The 15,492-nt window shown below is 74.2% G+C and carries 17 protein-coding genes; 2 read left to right on the forward strand and 15 right to left on the reverse strand.

Going from position 1 to position 15,492, the window contains the following annotated elements; translation table 11 throughout:
• Positions 1–17: 17 nt before the first annotated feature.
• The 3 genes from H6H00_RS16115 to H6H00_RS16125 form a co-directional block, all read right to left on the reverse strand.
• Positions 18–809 carry a helix-turn-helix domain-containing protein gene (locus H6H00_RS16115; protein WP_185722040.1) on the reverse strand — a complete coding sequence of 264 codons (792 nt, stop codon included), beginning with the start codon at positions 807–809 and terminating at the stop codon, positions 18–20.
• Positions 810–909: 100 nt separating this feature from the next.
• The gene (locus H6H00_RS16120) at positions 910–1,365 is read right to left on the reverse strand and encodes an OsmC family protein (RefSeq protein ID WP_185722041.1); all 456 of its coding nucleotides are present in this window, start codon (positions 1,363–1,365) and stop codon (positions 910–912) included.
• Positions 1,366–1,563: 198 nt separating this feature from the next.
• Positions 1,564–2,673 (reverse strand): LLM class flavin-dependent oxidoreductase, encoded by a 1,110-nt coding sequence (locus H6H00_RS16125; protein ID WP_185722042.1) that lies wholly within the window; start codon positions 2,671–2,673, stop codon positions 1,564–1,566.
• Positions 2,674–2,867: 194 nt separating this feature from the next.
• Here H6H00_RS16125 and H6H00_RS16130 point away from each other — a divergent pair, with 194 nt between their 5' ends.
• Positions 2,868–3,608, forward strand: a complete 741-nt coding sequence (locus H6H00_RS16130) for an N-formylglutamate amidohydrolase (RefSeq protein WP_185722043.1) — start codon at positions 2,868–2,870, stop codon at positions 3,606–3,608.
• A 155-nt stretch (positions 3,609–3,763) separates the two neighbouring features.
• On the forward strand, positions 3,764–5,629 hold the full coding sequence (locus H6H00_RS16135; protein WP_185722044.1) for an FAD/NAD(P)-binding protein: 1,866 nt from the start codon (positions 3,764–3,766) through the stop codon (positions 5,627–5,629).
• Positions 5,630–5,727: 98 nt separating this feature from the next.
• On the opposite strand, the gene H6H00_RS16140 is transcribed toward H6H00_RS16135, so the two are convergent.
• From H6H00_RS16140 to H6H00_RS16190, 12 genes are all read right to left on the reverse strand, one after another.
• The gene (locus H6H00_RS16140) at positions 5,728–5,961 is read right to left on the reverse strand and encodes a hypothetical protein (protein ID WP_185722045.1); all 234 of its coding nucleotides are present in this window, start codon (positions 5,959–5,961) and stop codon (positions 5,728–5,730) included.
• Positions 5,962–6,075: 114 nt separating this feature from the next.
• A complete protein-coding gene (locus H6H00_RS16145; protein WP_255425789.1) occupies positions 6,076–7,182 on the reverse strand; it encodes a YeiH family protein in 1,107 nt (368 codons plus the stop codon).
• Complete coding sequence (locus tag H6H00_RS32325) at positions 7,179–7,313, reverse strand: hypothetical protein (protein ID WP_255425790.1); 135 nt, start codon at positions 7,311–7,313, stop codon at positions 7,179–7,181. Before H6H00_RS32325 ends, H6H00_RS16145 begins: the two co-directional genes overlap by 4 nt.
• Positions 7,300–8,238: a sulfite exporter TauE/SafE family protein gene (locus tag H6H00_RS16150; protein WP_185722047.1), complete on the reverse strand. Its 939-nt coding sequence runs from the start codon at positions 8,236–8,238 to the stop codon at positions 7,300–7,302. The genes H6H00_RS32325 and H6H00_RS16150 overlap by 14 nt, the downstream gene beginning before the upstream one ends.
• Positions 8,239–8,450: 212 nt before the next feature.
• On the reverse strand, positions 8,451–9,347 hold the full coding sequence (locus H6H00_RS16155; protein ID WP_185722048.1) for an ABC transporter permease: 897 nt from the start codon (positions 9,345–9,347) through the stop codon (positions 8,451–8,453).
• Entirely contained in the window at positions 9,331–10,134 is an 804-nt protein-coding gene (locus H6H00_RS16160; RefSeq protein WP_185722049.1) for an ABC transporter ATP-binding protein, read from the reverse strand. Before H6H00_RS16160 ends, H6H00_RS16155 begins: the two co-directional genes overlap by 17 nt.
• A gap of 35 nt (positions 10,135–10,169) precedes the next feature.
• Positions 10,170–11,246 (reverse strand): ABC transporter substrate-binding protein, encoded by a 1,077-nt coding sequence (locus H6H00_RS16165; RefSeq protein ID WP_185722050.1) that lies wholly within the window; start codon positions 11,244–11,246, stop codon positions 10,170–10,172.
• Between the two features lie 454 nt (positions 11,247–11,700).
• Positions 11,701–12,465: a sirohydrochlorin chelatase gene (locus H6H00_RS16170; RefSeq protein ID WP_255425215.1), complete on the reverse strand. Its 765-nt coding sequence runs from the start codon at positions 12,463–12,465 to the stop codon at positions 11,701–11,703.
• Between the two features lie 2 nt (positions 12,466–12,467).
• Entirely contained in the window at positions 12,468–13,730 is a 1,263-nt protein-coding gene (locus H6H00_RS16175; RefSeq protein WP_185716598.1) for a sulfate adenylyltransferase subunit 1, read from the reverse strand.
• On the reverse strand, positions 13,731–14,633 hold the full coding sequence (gene cysD / locus H6H00_RS16180; protein WP_185716599.1) for a sulfate adenylyltransferase subunit CysD: 903 nt from the start codon (positions 14,631–14,633) through the stop codon (positions 13,731–13,733).
• Positions 14,630–15,334: a phosphoadenylyl-sulfate reductase gene (locus H6H00_RS16185; protein ID WP_185716600.1), complete on the reverse strand. Its 705-nt coding sequence runs from the start codon at positions 15,332–15,334 to the stop codon at positions 14,630–14,632. The genes cysD and H6H00_RS16185 overlap by 4 nt, the downstream gene beginning before the upstream one ends.
• Complete coding sequence (locus H6H00_RS16190) at positions 15,331–15,477, reverse strand: PDDEXK family nuclease (RefSeq protein WP_170183721.1); 147 nt, start codon at positions 15,475–15,477, stop codon at positions 15,331–15,333. Before H6H00_RS16190 ends, H6H00_RS16185 begins: the two co-directional genes overlap by 4 nt.
• Between the last annotated feature and the right edge of the window lie 15 nt (positions 15,478–15,492).

The raw sequence follows: 15,492 nt of genomic DNA on the forward strand, positions 1-15,492 counted from the left end.
GATCGGCAGGGTCCGGCTCAGGAGAAGCGGGACCGCAGGTAGGCCGCGGTGGCGTCGTCGGCGGGGAAGAACGACTCGATCGCGACCTCGTCGAGCGTGACGTCCAGCGGGGCGCCGAGCACGGCGATGGTGCTGAACAGCGTCAGCTCCCCGTCGGGATGGCGCAGCCGCAGCGGCAGCACGATCCGGTCCCGCGGCTGGGCGGTCGGATCCAGCCCCTGGTCGCGGCAGTAGCCGACCAGCTCGCCGAGCAGGGCGCGCAGCCCGGTCGTGGCCGAGCGCTCCGCCTGCCGCCGCACGCGGGACACGAGGTGCGCCGCGTAGTCCTCCAGGTCGTCGACGTGGCGGGCGAGGCCCTTCGGGTGCAGGCTCGCCCGCAGCACGTTCACCGGCGGGGTGAGCAGCGCCGGATCGACGAGGTCGACGAGCAGGCCGACCGCGGAGTTGGCGGCCAGCATGTTCCAGGCGCCGTCGACGAGCAGCGCCGGGTAGGGCGCGTGCCCGTCGAGGATCCGCTGCAGCGAGCCCCGGACCTCGCTCAGCTCGGCGTCGTCGAGGCCGTGGTGGGTGTAGGCCGGGGCGTAGCCGGCGGCGATCATCAGCTCGTTGCGCCCGCGCAGCGGGACGTCGAGCTCCTCGGACAGGTGCAGCACCATCTCCCGGCTCGGCCGCGACCGCCCGGTCTCCAGGAAGCTGAGGTGCCGTGCCGACACGTCGGCGGCGATGCCCAGGTCGAGCTGGGTGAGGCGGCGGCGCTGCCGCCAGTCGCGCAGCAGGGAGCCGAACGCGCTCGCGGTGGCGGTGGTCATGGGAGCGACGGTAGCGAGCGGCGCGTCGCCGTTCGATGACCTCGCAGGTCATGCGCCGGCCCCGCCGACGCAGGCCGTCGGCGGGGCCGGTGTGCGGGCGTCAGGAGGGCGTGACCTGCGTCCAGTCGTTGGTGATCTTCACGCCGGCGCGGGCGAACAGCACGCTGACCGGGCAGCGGCGGGCGGTCTCGTCGCGCAGCGTCGCGAACGTGTCGGCGTCGGCGTCGGTGGTGATCTGCGCGGTGATCCGCAGGTCCTGGAACGTGGCGTCCGCGGTGCCCCTGCCCGTGGTCATGACGGTGGGGTCGAAGTCGGCCGAGACGTCGAACTTCACGGCGTCGATGGTGATGCCGAGCTCCTGCGCCACGATCGCCGAGGTGACCTGGTTGCACGAGCTGAGCGAGGCGAGGGTGAAGGCCAGCGGGCTGGGGTGCTGGTCCTTGCCGCCGAACGCCTCGTAGGCGTCGGTCTCGATGACGTAGTCGGCGCCCTTGACGGCGACGGTCTGCGCGACGCCGGTACCGGCACCGCTCACGGCGAAGTTGACGAGAGGCATGACTGTGCTCCTGGAGGTGGTGCGGAGAAGAGGGGGGAAGGGGTCGACCGGATCAGCGACAGCTGGAGGAACCCAGGCGCATCAGGTCGACGTGCAGGCGGCGCACGAGACCCGGATCGATCGTCACGGTTGCACAGTCAACCGGGTGCGCCCGACCTGCGCCACCCACGGATGGGATGGCGCACGTCGGGCGAACCGTCAGGCGGGCACGGCCGAACGCTGCGCGTCCCGGCGCGCCACCTCCGCGCGCACCAGCGGGATCACCTCGCGGCCGAACTCCTTCGCGTCCTCGAGCAGGTCGTAGCCCCGCGCGGAGAGGATGCGGACGCCGAGGTCGTAGTAGTCGAGCAGGGCCGCGGCGACCGTCTCCGGCGTGCCGACGAGGGCGGTGGAGTTGCCCGCGCCGCCCGTCGCCTGCGCGGTGACCGTCCACAGCGCCCGGTCGTGCCGCTCGCCCTGCGCGGCCACGGCGAGCAGCCGCTGCGAGCCCGCGTTCTCCGGGTCGGTGAGCTTGTGGCGGCGGGTGAGCTGCGCCGTGCCGCCGTCGGTCCGGTCCTGAATCCGCGCGACGGTGGCGTAGGCCTTCTCCCAGGCCTCCTCCTCGGTGCGGCCGAGGATCGGGCGGAACGCCACCTGGAACCGCGGCGCCTCCCGGCCCGCGGCGTGCGCGAGGTCGGTGATCGTGGCGATCTGCTCCGCGGTGCCGGCCAGCGGCTCGCCCCACAGCGCGTAGACGTCGGCCTCCTCCGCGCCCACCCGGTAGGCGGCCGGCGACGAGCCGCCGAAGGACACCAGCGGCCGCGGCTGCTGGAACGGCTCGACGTCGAGCACGAAGTCGTCGAAGGAGTAGTGCTCGCCGTGGAAGTCGAACGGCTCCCGCGACGTCCACGCCTTCTTGTAGATCTGGATCGCCTCGCGGGTGCGGGCGTAGCGCTGGTCCTTGGGCAGGGTGTCGCCCTCGCGCTGCTGCTCGTGGTCGTTGCCGCCGGTGATGACGTGCAGCGTGAGCCGGCCGCGGCTGATCTGGTCGAGCGTGGCGACCGTCTTCGCGGCGAACGTCGGGTAGGAGACGTTCGGGCGGTGGGCCAGCAGCAGCTGCAGCCGCTCGGTGTTGCAGGCGATCAGCGCGGCGGCCTGCGCGGGGTCGGGGCTGCCGGAGCCGTAGGCGGTGAGGACGCGGTCCCAGCCGGTGTCCTCGTGCGCCCTGGCCAGGGCGAGGGTGTAGTCGCGGTCGAAGGCGGGTCCGGTGCGGACGTCGGTCTCGGAGCCGTTGTTGGTGGCGCCGATGCCGAGGAACTCGACGGGCATGGGGGTCCTTCCGTGGTGGGGGTGGGCGGCCTGTCAGCAGGAGCCCGGACACCCCGCCGACCACACGCGACCGAGGTCGACGTGCCGTCGGGTCACCAGCGGGACCCGGATGAGCATGACCTCCACTCCAGCACCGAGTCCGGGGACCGTCAACCGGTCGGGCCGTGTGACGATCGCGGTGTGAGCGACCGCCCGTGCCCGGCCACCGGGCGTGCGAGGTGAGCCCGGTCGTGCTGCACGTGCCGCACGCGGGCACCGAGGTCCCGGACTGGACCCGCCCGCACCTGCTCCTCGACGACGCCGCGCTCGCCGCCGAGATCGCGGCGCTCACCGACCACCGCACCGACGCGATCGCCGCGGCCGCCGCCGCCCGCGCCCGGGTGCGGCCGGTCGTCCTGGTGAACCCGGTGTCGCGGTTCGTCGTCGACGTCGAGCGGTTCCCCGACGAGCGCGAGGAGATGGCGGCCGTCGGGATGGCCGCGGTCTACACGCACGGCACGCAGGGGCAGCGGATCCGCGCCGACGACCCGGCGCACCGCGACGCCCTGCTCGCCGCGTTCTACGCGCCGTGGGCGCAGCGGATGGAGGCGGTCGTGGCGGACCGGATCGCGGCCACCGGCCGGTGCGTGCTGCTCGACGTGCACTCCTACGCGACCGACCCGCTGCCCTACGAGCTGCACGCCGACGGCCCGCGCCCGCGCGTCTGCCTCGGCACCGACCCCGGGCACACCCCGCCGTGGCTGGTCGACGCGGCGCGGACGGCGTTCGGGGACGGGGTCGCCCTCGACACCCCGTTCTCCGGCGCCTACGTGCCGCTCTCGCGCCACGGCGTCGACGCGCGGGTGAGCGCGCTGATGGTCGAGATCCGCCGCGACGTCCCCGACGACGACGTCGTCCCGGCCCTGGCCGCCCTGATCGACGCGGCCGGGGCGTGACGCGGGCCCGCACCGCTGGCCGTGCGGGGGATCCCGCCGTACCGTCGGGGGCATGGGTACCCCGCTCGCGCGCCGCCGGCACGTGGACCTCTGCCGCACGAGCGCCGCGCTGTAGGGGGCGGATCCGTCCGCACCCCTCCGAGCCCGAGGACCCCATGACCTCCTCCATCGCGATCGTCGGTGCCGGCCCCCGCGGAGCCGGCATCCTGGAGCGCCTCGCCGCGAGCGCCCCCGAACTGCACCCGGACGGCCTCGACGTCCACCTGATCGACCCCTACCCGGCGGGCGCAGGCCGGATCTGGCGGCACGCGCAGTCACCGCTGCTGGCCATGAACTCGATGGCCGCCGACGTCACGATGTTCACCGACGACACCGTGGTCTGCGACGGGCCGATCGTGCCGGGGCCCTCGCTGTGGGACTGGGTGCAGACCGGCCCGGAGGTCGATCCGGACCTGGTCGACGAGCTCGCGTCGGTCACCGCCTCCACCTTCCCGAGCCGCCGCCTGCAGAGCGCCTACCTGGCGTGGGTGCTGCGGCGCGTCGTCGACGGGCTGCCCGACGGGATGCGCGCGCACGTGCACCGCACCCGCGCCACCGGCCTCACCGAGGACGGGCCCGTCCAGATCGTGCACCTCGACGGCGAGCCGCCGCTGCGCGTCGACGCCGTGGTGCTCGCGTCCGGCCACCTCGACGCCGTCCCCACCGCCGACGAGGTCGCCCTCGCCGCCCGCGCCGCCGACGAGGGACTGCGCTACCTGCCGCCCGAGCAGACCACCGACTCCGACCTGTCCGTGCTCGCGCCGGGCGAGACCGTGATCGTGCGCGGGATGGGGCTCGCGTTCGTCGACCTCGTCGTGCTGCTGTTCGAGGGCCGCGGCGGCCGGTTCACCGACGACGGCGGGTACGTGCCGTCGGGGGAGGAGCCGCGACTGGTCGTCGGCTCGCCGCGCGGCTCGACCTACCACTCCAAGACCCACTACGGCCTCAAGGCGGGCCGCCCGCCGCTGCCGCGGTTCTTCGGGCCCGCCGCGGTCGACCCGCTGATCGCGGCCGGTGAGGTCGACCTGCGCGAGCAGGCGTGGCCGCTGATGGCCAAGGAGATCGCCTGGGGCTGGTACCACGAGCTGTTCCTCGGCCACCCCGACGCCGTCACCGTCCCGTGGGCCGAGTTCGCCGACGCCTACACCGCGCTCGGCTGGGGGACGCCGGAGATGCACGCGCTGCTCGCCGCCGCCGTGCCGGACCCGGTCGACCGCATCGACTTCGCCGCGCTCGACCGGCCCCTCGACGGGCTCACCGCCCCCGATCTCGCGTCGCTGCAGCCGCTGGTCCGCGCGCGGATCGAGGAGGACCTGCGCCAGCACGTCGACGACCGGCACACCCCGCACCTGGGCGCGTTCGTCGCGATGCTGTCGGTCTACGGCGAGACCACGCGGCTGGCCGGGTCGCTGTCGGCGCGCTCGCGGGCGTCGGACATGGGGTGGTGGCAGAGCTTCTTCAACTCCGTGGCCAGCGGCCCGCCCGGGTTCCGGGTGCGCCAGCTGCTCGCGCTCTCGCGCGCCGGGATGATCGACTTCCTGGGCGCCGGGATGTGGGTCGACGTCGTGGACGGGGCGTTCACCGCGGGCAGCGCGACCCTGGCCGGGGCCGACCCGGTCCGGGCCACCGCGCTCGTCGACGCCCGCCTGCCCGACCCCAGCGCCGCGCGCACGGTCGACCCGCTGCTCGCCGACCTGGTGCGCCGCGGAGGGGTCAGCGAGGACGTCCTGATCGACGCCGACGGCACCGTCCTGCGCAACACCGGCCTGATCCGCGTGCGACCCGAGGACGGCGCGCTGGTCGACGCGGGCGGGACGGTGCACCCGCGCCGGTTCGCGGTGGGCCCGCACACCACGGTGAAGGTGGCGGGCGCGTTCACCCGGCCCGGCATGAACGCCCAGAGCCTGCGCTACAACGACGCCGTGGCCCGGGCCGTCCTGCGCAGCCTCCCCGCCGCCCGGTCGGCGACGCGCGCGGCCTGAGGGCCGAGCGGGGTCGGTGCGCAGCGCTCCCGGGGCACCGTCCGGTCGCCCCCGGCGGACGCGTGCGCGTCCGCCCGGGGACGCCGGGACCCGGCGGATCAGCCCAGCGGGGGGTGCCGGTGCAGGGCGCTGCGCGCCATGGCGAGCTCGTGCGCCATCTCGGCGGCGATGAGCTCGGCGTGCAGGTCGATGTTCTCCCCGGCCTGGTTGCCGTGCAGCGCGAGGGCGCGGTGACGCCGGACGAGGTCCTCCAGGGAGGTCAGCAGCCGGTCGGCGATGCGGCGGCGCTGCTCGTCACGGGTGGGGGCCGGGGTGAGGGTGGTCTCGGACATGGGGTGCTCCTGGGGTGGGTGTCGGACGGACCGGGGCATTCGGCCGGGTCCGACACCGGGCACTCGCGTCGTGGCCGTGGTCGACGGCGCGCCGCCGGGTGAGCATCGCGACCCCTACCCGGCCGAGAACCCGGAGAACAGCAGGACCGCGAGACCCAGGCCGACCAGCAGGTTCACCGCGGTGGCGCTCGCGAACACCCCGACCGGCCGCCAGCCCGCGTCCTTCAGCGGGGCGACGCGGAACTCCAGCCCGATCGAGACGAACGCCAGGATCAGGAAGATCGTCCGGAGGTCGTTGACCGTGGAGATGGAGGGCCGGGCGACGTCGGAGCCGACCGCGCCGATGTAGACCGTCGCGATGATCGACGCGGCCAGGAAGCCGAGCACGAACTTCGGGAACCGCTCCCACAGCTCGCGGGCCTTCGGCCGGGCCGAGTCGGCCGTGCGCTCGACCGAGAAGGCGAAGTACGCCGTGAGCGCGACGGCGACGATCCCGAGCAGCGCGTTCTGCGTGGTCTTGACGATCGTGGCGATCTGCAGCGCCTCCTCCCCGACGATCGCCCCGGCCGCCGACACCGCGGCGGTGGTGTCGATGTTGCCGCCGATCCACGCGCCGGCCACCGGGGTCTCCAGCCCGAGCCAGCCGACGGCCGCGGGCAGCAGGAAGATCGACGGCAGCGCGAAGATGATCACCATGCTGGCCGTGTAGGCCAGCTGCTCCTTCTTCGCCTGCACCGCGCCCGCGGCGGCGATGGCCGCGCTCACGCCGCAGATGGAGACCGCGGAGGCGAGCAGGGCGCGCAGCTTGTCGTCGAGGCCGAGCCGCCCGCCCAGCCACCAGGTGAAGCCGAACACGACGCTGATCAGCACCACGGCCTGGACGATCGCCGGGCCGGCCGCGCTGACGATCACCGCGAAGTTGATCGACGCGCCGAGCAGGACCAGGCCGGTCTTGATGAAGAACTCGGTGCGGAAGCCGCCGGCGAGCTTCTCGCGGACGCCGAGCTGGGTGAGCACGACGTTGCCCAGCAGGCCGAGCACGATCGCGTACACGGGGTACTCGATCGCGCCCGCGACCTCGCCGAACGCGGTGCCCTCGGTCAGGTCGGGGACGATCTGCTCGAGGTACCGGACGATCGCGCCCAGCACCACCACGACCGCGACGCCGCCGACCGCCCAGCCGACCCCGGAACGGGTCCCGGTCTCCTCCGTGGTGCTCACGGGACCAGCCATCCGGGGATCACGCCGGTGAGCACCAGCGCCAGGACGACCAGGCCGACGATCGTGGCCAGCCAGTCCTCGTTCAGCGCGGTGCGCCGCTCGGCGCGCACGCCGTCGTCAGGAGCGCTCACTGTCGATCACCTCTCCCGAGGGCGAGACGGGCTGGTCGGTCGTCGGGTCGCCGACGACCTCCCGGGGCCCGGTGCGGAACTTCGACACCGCGATGGCCACCGCGGCGATCCAGACGCCCACCACGACCAGGTAGACGGTGGTGCTGGCCCAGCCGGTGACGTCCAGGGCGCGCAGGATCGTGCGCGTGTTGGTGAGCACGATGATGCCGCCGACCGCCGTGCCGAGGATCGGTGCGGGGATCGTGGTGACCAGCCAGGCGGCCAGCGGAGCGGCGAGGACGCCGCCGATCAGCAGACCGCCGATCGTCGCGGGGTCGAGCACCTCGGAGCCGAGCCCGATGAGGAAGCCGACGCTCGCGGCCACGGCGACCAGGAACTCCGAGGTGTCGACGGAGCCGATCACGGTGCGCGGCGCCGTCCTGCCCGCGGTGAGCAGGGCGGGCGTGGCCACCGGCCCCCAGCCGCCGCCCCCGGAGGCGTCGACGAAGCCGGCGACCAGCCCCAGCGGGGAGAGGAACGTCGAGCGGTGGGGCGACACCCGCTGCGTGGCCACCCGCGGCGGCCGGATCGAGAAGCGCAGCAGGATGTAGACGCCCAGCGCGAGCAGGATGCCGGACATGTACGGCGCGGCGTCGTCGGTGGCCAGCGCGGACAGCACGGTGGCGCCGGCGAACGCGCCGATCGCGCCGGGCACGCCCAGGCGCAGGACGAGCTTCCAGTCGACGTTGCCGAAGCGCCAGTGCGAGGCGCCCGCGGCGAGCGTGGTGCCGACCTCGGCGAGGTGCACCGACGCGCTGGCCGTGGCCGGGTTGACGCCGGCGATGAGCAGGAGGGAGGTGGACGTGACGCCGTAGGCCATGCCGAGGGCGCCGTCGACGAGCTGGGCTCCGAAGCCCACGAGGGCGAAGACGATCAGGGTGCGCATGACGGTGGAGCTCCAGAACGGGGGAGGACGACGAGGGGGCGGACCCGGACGGACCGGTGGTCAGCGACAGCGCTCGTCGAAGGCGTGCATGCGCCGGGAGGGCCAGAACGGCTCCAGGTCCCGGTGCGACGTCATCACTCCATCGTGCGCGGCGGACCCCGACGGGACAACAGGGCGTCCGCCCGTCGGGATCCGTACCGAATGTCCGTACCTCATACGGTCGCGGCCAGGCCCCGGGTCCGCAGGACGCGCCGTTCCAGCGGCTTGAAGACCAGCAGCTCGATCCCCACCCCGACGATGAGGATCAGCACGATCGCCGAGATCACCCCGGCGATGTTGTTCACGTCGCTGCCCTGCTTGAGGTACGCGCCCAGGCCGACGCCCAGCTGCGGGGAGGTGGCGATGATCTCCGCGGCCATCAGCGAGCGCCAGGCGAACGCCCAGCCCTGCTTGCAGCCCTGCAGGTACCCCGGCAGCGCCGCGGGGAGCAGGATCAGCCGGGCCGACGCGAGCCGCCCCGCGCCCATGACGTCACCGACCCGGCCCAGGATCGGCGGCACCTGGTCGATGCCGGAGACCAGACCGTTGGCGATCGACGGCACGGACCCGAGGAGCACGACGAAGTAGATCGTGGCGTCGGTGAGCCCGAACCACAGGACGGCGGCCGGTACCCAGGCCACCGACGGCAGGCTCTGCATGCCCGACAGCAGCGGGCCGATCGCGGTGCGCACGAACGGGACCTTCGCCACCAGGAGCCCGAGCGGCGTCGCGATCGCGACGGCCACGAGGAAGCCGATGATCGCGCGCCCGACCGAGGTCCAGGTGATCGACCAGATCGAGCCGTCGACGACGATCCGGCTGAACTGCTCGGCGACGGCGAGCGGGGCCGGCAGCTTGAACTCCGGGAACATCGCCGACGCCCACAGCGCCTGCCACGCCACGATGACGACGACGAGCGTCAGTACCGGAGGCACCGAGGTGGCCAGTGCCCGGCGCCACAGCGGGGTGCGGGTGACGGTCGGGGTGTCGAGCGCGTCGAGCCCCGCGACCGCCGCGGCGTCGGCGGCGTCGGCCTTCGCCAGCCGGACGGTGTCAGGCGGCGCGGCCATGGGTCGAGATCACCTCCCGCAGGTGGTCGGTGATCTCGCCGGTCAGGGCCCGGCGGTCGGCGGTCCCGGCGAGGTCCCACTCCTGCACGACCGTGCCCGGGCGCGAGGACAGCAGCACCACGCGCTGGCCCAGCCGCACCGCCTCCCGGACGTCGTGGGTGACGAAGACGACCGCGGTGCCGGTGGCCCGCCACACCCGCTCCAGCTCGCCCTGCAGGACGTCGCGGGTGATGGCGTCGAGCGCGGCGAACGGCTCGTCCATCAGCATCAGCCTGCTGCCCTGCCCGGAGCCGTCCGACGTGGTGTCGACCGAGGTGGCCGCGAGCGCGCGGGCCAGTGCCACGCGCTGGCGCATGCCGCCGGACAGCTCGTGCGGGCGCTTCTTGGCCTGCCCGTCGAGCCGGACCAGCTCGAGGAGCTCCTGCGCGGTGTCGCGCCGGGCGGTGCGGCCCACCCCGGCCAGGCGCAGGGGCAGCTCGACGTTGCGCACCGCGGTGAGCCACGGCAGCAGCGCGGGCTCCTGGAACATGACCGCCGGCCGGTCGGTCGCGACGTCCACCGTGCCGCGGGTCGGCCGGTCCAGCCCGGCGAGCATGTTGAGCAGCGTCGTCTTGCCGCAGCCCGACGCCCCGAGCAGGCAGAGGAACTCGCCCGGCTCGACCCGCAGGTCGACGCCGGTGAGCGCGGTGACGGCGCTCGCGCCCGTACCGAAGACCTTCGTGACCCCCGTGAGCTGCGCGGCGGGTCGGGTGGGGGCTTCCTGGGTGCGGTCCAGAATGGCGGTCATCTCGTCCTCGGTGTGGTGGGCGTGGAGCGTCGGACTCAGGGGGTGTCGAGCCCGGCGGCGTCGACGGGCGGCTGCCCGGCGGCCTCCAGTTCGGCGTTGAGCGGTGCGACGTCGACGAAGCCGGACAGGTCGGTCAGCGTGTCGGTGATGCCGGCGTCGAGGCTGTCCTGGGCGAGCTGCGGGAACGTGGCGGCGAGCGGGTCGGTGGAGAACGCGAGCTCGCTGAACGCGCGCTCGATCACCGGGTCGGCGAGCCGGTTGCCGGTGATCTCCTCGATCCCGTCGTTGACGATCGCCTTGGCGCGCGTCGGGTCGGTGGTGGCGAGCTCGGTGGCGGCGATGTGCCCGCGGATCAGGGCGCGGACGGTGTCGGGGTAGGACTGCAGGAACTCGGTGGAGACCAGCAGCACGGTGGTGGGGAACTGCCCGCCCTCCCACAGCTCGCGCTCGTCGAGCAGCACGCTCGCCCCGGCGTCGAGGACCAGGCGGGAGCTCCACGGCTCGGGCAGCCACGCCCCGTCGACCTCGCCCGCCCGGAAGGCGTCGAGCGTGCGCGGGTTCTCCAGGTTCGCGATCTGGACCTGGTCGGGGTTCGCGCCGACGGTGAGGCCCTGCTCCTCGAGCCACACCTTCAGTGCGATGTCCTGGGTGTTGCCGAGCTGCGGGGTGGCGATGGTGGCGCCGCGCAGCTGCTCGGGCGAGGTGATGTCGGGCCGGACGACGAGCTGGGCGCCGCCGTCGGTGGCGCCGGCGACCAGGCGCACCGCGGCGCCGTCGGACTGGGCGAACGCGTTGATCGCGGGGCCGGAGCCGATGAACGTCGCGTCGATGGAGCCGCCGAACAGCGCGTTGACGGCCTCGCCGCCGGCGTTGAAGTTCTGGACGGTCAGGGCGGTGTCGCCGAGCTCGTTCGCGAACAGACCCTCCTTGTCGCCGATGATCGCGGCGGCGTGGGTGACGTTCGGGAAGTAGCCCAGCCGCAGCTCGGCGGCGGTGCCGCCGGCCGCGGGCGCGGCCCCGGAGTCGGGTGCGGGCTCCGCGCGGGAGCAGCCGGCCAGTGCGAGCGCGGCGGTGAGGGCGAGGATCAGGGAGCGGGTCAACGGGCGTGCCATCGGGGGGTGGTCCTTCTTCAGGGGGCGCGGCAGGCCGTCGGGTTCGGCGCGCGCCGGGACGAGAGGGTGTGCGGACGCGAGGGGGTCCGCGGGTGGATCAGGTGCTCAGCGACAGAACTCGTCGAACGCGTGGCCGCGCCGGGACGGCCAGAACCGCTCGAGGTCGGTGGCGAGGGGGGACACCGCGGCCGCGGACATGCGCGTCACGCACGGCTCGGTCGGCATCACCGGTCCATCGTGAGCGGTGGGACCGCGCGGTACAAGGGAGGCATCCGGCATGCAGGATCCGCCGCGGAATGTCCGGTCATAGCCTCCCGGACCCCTTCGCGGCGCGCTGACCTGCGCCGACGCGTCGACCGTCCCGCCGTGGGGTCCGATGTTGCTCCGAACGGGCGAACGCGGGCGCCGCATACGTCCGGACGTGAGACGGGACACCGTCCCGGTGGGCGGGTGCTCAGCCGACGAGCCGCCCCGCCGGGACGACGCCCGACGCGGCCGCCCAGCGGTCGACGACCACGGCGGCGACGGCGGGGTGGTCGGCCAGCGGTGCGGCGACCACCGCCGCCGGGTCGGCGGCGAGCGCGTCGCGGGCCATGCGGTCGGGGAGCAGACCCGGCGCGAGGATCCACGGCGCCACCGCCACCCGGCGGGCGCCTCCGGCCCGCAGCGCCGTGACCGCGTCCGCCACGGTGGGCGTCGTGGCCGTGGCGAACGCCGCGCCGGCCCCGGCCCAGCCGAACCGCGCGGCCCAGCGCTGCGCGATCCGGTGCACCGCGGCGTTCGCCGGGGCGTGCGACGAGCCGATCGCGGCCACCACGACCCCGAGGTCCGGGTCGTCCAAGGGCCCGGCGACGGCGGCGAGCCGGTCGAGCGCGGCGTCCTCCAGGCGGGTGTCGCCGCCGAGCACCGCGGAGGTGGTGATCGCGAGGCGGGGATGGCGGCGGGCCGCCTCCGCGACCGCCCCCGGCACGTCGACGCGGGCGTGGAAGGCGTGCCCGAGCAGCAGCGGCACCACGACGGCCCGGTCGTACCCGGCGTCGACCGCGGCGAGGACGTCGGGGAGCCGGGGGGCGGAGAGGTCGAGGAAGCTCAGCCGCACGTCGAGGTCGGGACGGCGGCGGCGCACCGCGTCCATCAGGGCCGCGACGGTGGCCGCGGACCGGGGGTCGCGGCTGCCGTGCGCGACCGCGACGAGCGCGGCGTCGCCGGCCCCGGACACCGCTAGCCGGCCAGGGTCAGCGGGGACCCGACCAGGCCCGCCGCCAACGTGTTGCCGGTCGGGGGGTCGATGAGCAGGAAGCTGCCCCCGGTCCGGATGTCGGCGTAGTCGTCGACGGGCAGGGGATCGGCCGTGCGCAGGCTGACCCGGGCGATGTCGTTGATCGCGAGGGTCTCGGGGGCGTCGACGTAGGCCACGGCGTCGGTGTCGAGCCGGTCGCCCAGCGCCCCGACGATCACCTGCGTGGTGCGCGCCCCGTGCTTGAGCAGCAGCCGCGCCCCGGCGCGCAGCGGCTTGTCCGACAGCCAGCACAGCGTGGCGTCCAGCTCGGTCGTCACGCGCGGGGGCGCGTCGGCGGCGGCCAGTACGTCGCCGCGGGCGATGTCGATGTCGTCGGTGAGCCGGACGGTGACGCTGCGGCCCGCGCCCGCCGTGGCCAGCGGGCCGTCGGCGGTGTCGACCGAGGCCACCGTGGTGCGGTGCCCGCCCGGCAGGACCACGACCTCGTCGCCGGGGCGGACGGTGCCGGAGGCGACCTGGCCCGCGTAGCCGCGGTAGTCGCTCGCGTGCTCACGGATGACGTACTGCACCGGCAGCCGGAACGGCGCGCCGGCCTCGGGCGGGGTGACCGGGACCGACTCCAGGTGCCCGAGCAGCGTCGGGCCGTCGTACCAGGGGGTGTGCGCGGAGCGCTCGACGACGTTGTCGCCGACCAGCGCGGACACCGGGATCGTGACGACGGCGTCGTCGGCGAAGCCCAGCGAGCGGGCGAGCCCGGCGAAGTCCTTGGCGATGGCGGTGAGCGCGGCCTCGTCGTAGTCGATCAGGTCGATCTTGTTGATGGCCAGCACCAGGCGCGGCACGTGCAGCAGCGCGAGGACCGCGGCGTGCCGCCGGGTCTGCTCCACCACGCCGTGGCGGGCGTCGACCAGCAGCACGGCGAGTTCGGCCGTGGACGCGCCGGTGACGGTGTTGCGGGTGTACTGCACGTGGCCCGGGGTGTCGGCCAGCACGAACTCGCGTGTGGGAGTGGAGAAGTAGCGGTAGGCCACGTCGATCGTGATGCCCTGCTCGCGCTCGGCGCGCAGGCCGTCGACCAGCAGCGACAGGTCGGGCGTGGACAGGCCCTTGTCGACCGACGCGCGCTGCACGGCCTCGATCTGGTCGGCCAGCACGGACTTGGTGTCGTAGAGCAGCCGGCCGACCAGCGTCGACTTGCCGTCGTCGACGGAGCCCGCCGTCGCGAACCGCAGCAGATCCTTCACTTAGAAATACCCCTCGCGCTTGCGGTCTTCCATGGCGGCCTCGGACATCCGGTCGTCGGCGCGTGTGGCCCCGCGCTCGGTGAGCCGGCTGGCCGTGACCTCGGCGATGATCTCGTCGAGGGTGGTGGCGGTGGACTCGACGGCGCCGGTGCAGGAGCCGTCGCCGACGGTGCGGTAGCGCACCGTCCGCTCCTCCAGCGCCTCGGCGCCGCGCGGGCCGCCCCACGGGCCCTCGGCGAGCCACATGCCGTCGCGCCGGAACACCTCGCGGCGGTGCGAGAAGTAGATCGACGGCAGCTCGATCCCCTCGCGCTGGATGTAGCGCCAGACGTCGAGCTCGGTCCAGTTGCTGATCGGGAACACGCGGACGTGCTCCCCGGGGGCGTGCCGGCCGTTGTAGAGGTTCCACAGCTCGGGGCGCTGCGAACGCGGGTCCCAGCGGCCGAAGCCGTCGCGCAGGGACATGATCCGTTCCTTGGCCCTGGCGCGCTCCTCGTCGCGGCGCCCGCCGCCGAACACCGCGTCGTAGCGCTTCTCGACGATCGAGTCGAGCAGCGGCACGGTCTGCAGCGGGTTGCGGGTGCCGTCGGGGCGCTCGGTGAGGCGCCCGTCGTCGATCCAGTCCTGGACGTGCGCCACCTCCAGCCGCAGCCCCTTCTCCGCGACGATCCGGTCGCGGAACTCGATGACCTCGGCGTAGTTGTGGCCGGTGTCGACGTGCAGCAGCGGGAACGGCACCGGGGCGGGCGCGAACGCCTTGACCGCCAGGTGCACCAGCAGCGTGGAGTCCTTGCCGCCGGAGAACAGGATCACCGGGCGGTCGAACTCGCCCGCGACCTCGCGGAAGATGTGGATCGCCTCGGACTCCAGCGCGTCCAGGGCGTCCATCACGGGAGCCGTCATGCCGGGTGCAACCCACATTCGATCTTGGCGGTGCCGGCCCACCGGCCGGATCGGGGGTCGGCGCCGGGCGCCGGTTTCGCGGTGCACGGCGCACAGCCGATGCTCGGGTAGCCCTCGGCGACGAGCGGGTTGACCAGCACCCCGTGCTCGGCGATGTAGGCGTCCATGTCCTCGTCGCTCCACGGCGCGATCGGGTTGATCTTCACGAGCCCGAACTTCTCGTCGAACTGGATCAGCGGCGTGTTCGCCCGGGTGGGCGCCTCGACGCGGCGCACGCCGGTGACCCACGCGTCGTAGCCGGCCAGGGTCTCCTGCAGGGGCTCGACCTTGCGCATCGCGCAGCACGCCCCGGGGTCGCGGGCGAACAGGTCCTTGCCGAACTCCAGGTCCTGCTGGGCGACCGACCGGCGCGCCTGCGCGTTCACGATGCGCACGTCGTAGGTGTGCTCCACGGCGTCGCGGGTGCCGATGGTCTCGGCGAAGTGGTAGCCGGTCTCCAGGAACAGCACGTCGACGCCCGGGGCGGCCGTCGCGGCGAGGTCGACGAGCACGGCGTCCTGCATGTTCGACGCGACGATCAGCCGCTCGCCGAACGTCTCCGCCGCCCAGGCCAGCACCTGCTGCGCCGTGGCGTCCGGTCCGAGGTCGGCGGCGCCGCGCTCGGCGAGCCCCCGCAGGTCGGTCTCCGTGGCCAGGCTCATGAGGGCACTCCGATCCCGATCATCTTCAGCGTGAACGTGCGCAGGCAGGACCCGCAGTACCAGGCCCCGTGGGCGGCCTCGGCGGGCCGCAGGTCCTCGTCACCGCAGTACGGGCAGTAGAAGGGAACGGCGCGCTCGCTCATTCCGCGCCTCCGGCG

The sequence above is a fragment of the Pseudonocardia petroleophila genome (assembly GCF_014235185.1).
Taxonomy (GTDB): Bacteria; Actinomycetota; Actinomycetes; order Mycobacteriales; family Pseudonocardiaceae; genus Pseudonocardia; species Pseudonocardia petroleophila.

Coding starts and splice junctions, on each gene's coding strand:
- cysD (WP_185716599.1), bottom strand. CDS start 14,633: ATGACGGCTCCCGTGATGGACGCCCTGGACGCGCTGGAGTCCGAGGCG.
- H6H00_RS16125 (WP_185722042.1), bottom strand. CDS start 2,673: ATGCCCGTCGAGTTCCTCGGCATCGGCGCCACCAACAACGGCTCCGAG.
- H6H00_RS16135 (WP_185722044.1), top strand. CDS start 3,764: ATGACCTCCTCCATCGCGATCGTCGGTGCCGGCCCCCGCGGAGCCGGC.
- H6H00_RS16160 (WP_185722049.1), bottom strand. CDS start 10,134: ATGACCGCCATTCTGGACCGCACCCAGGAAGCCCCCACCCGACCCGCC.
- H6H00_RS16190 (WP_170183721.1), bottom strand. CDS start 15,477: ATGAGCGAGCGCGCCGTTCCCTTCTACTGCCCGTACTGCGGTGACGAG.
- H6H00_RS16140 (WP_185722045.1), bottom strand. CDS start 5,961: ATGTCCGAGACCACCCTCACCCCGGCCCCCACCCGTGACGAGCAGCGC.
- H6H00_RS16155 (WP_185722048.1), bottom strand. CDS start 9,347: ATGGCCGCGCCGCCTGACACCGTCCGGCTGGCGAAGGCCGACGCCGCC.
- H6H00_RS16115 (WP_185722040.1), bottom strand. CDS start 809: ATGACCACCGCCACCGCGAGCGCGTTCGGCTCCCTGCTGCGCGACTGG.
- H6H00_RS16165 (WP_185722050.1), bottom strand. CDS start 11,246: ATGGCACGCCCGTTGACCCGCTCCCTGATCCTCGCCCTCACCGCCGCG.
- H6H00_RS16120 (WP_185722041.1), bottom strand. CDS start 1,365: ATGCCTCTCGTCAACTTCGCCGTGAGCGGTGCCGGTACCGGCGTCGCG.
- H6H00_RS16150 (WP_185722047.1), bottom strand. CDS start 8,238: ATGCGCACCCTGATCGTCTTCGCCCTCGTGGGCTTCGGAGCCCAGCTC.
- H6H00_RS16185 (WP_185716600.1), bottom strand. CDS start 15,334: ATGAGCCTGGCCACGGAGACCGACCTGCGGGGGCTCGCCGAGCGCGGC.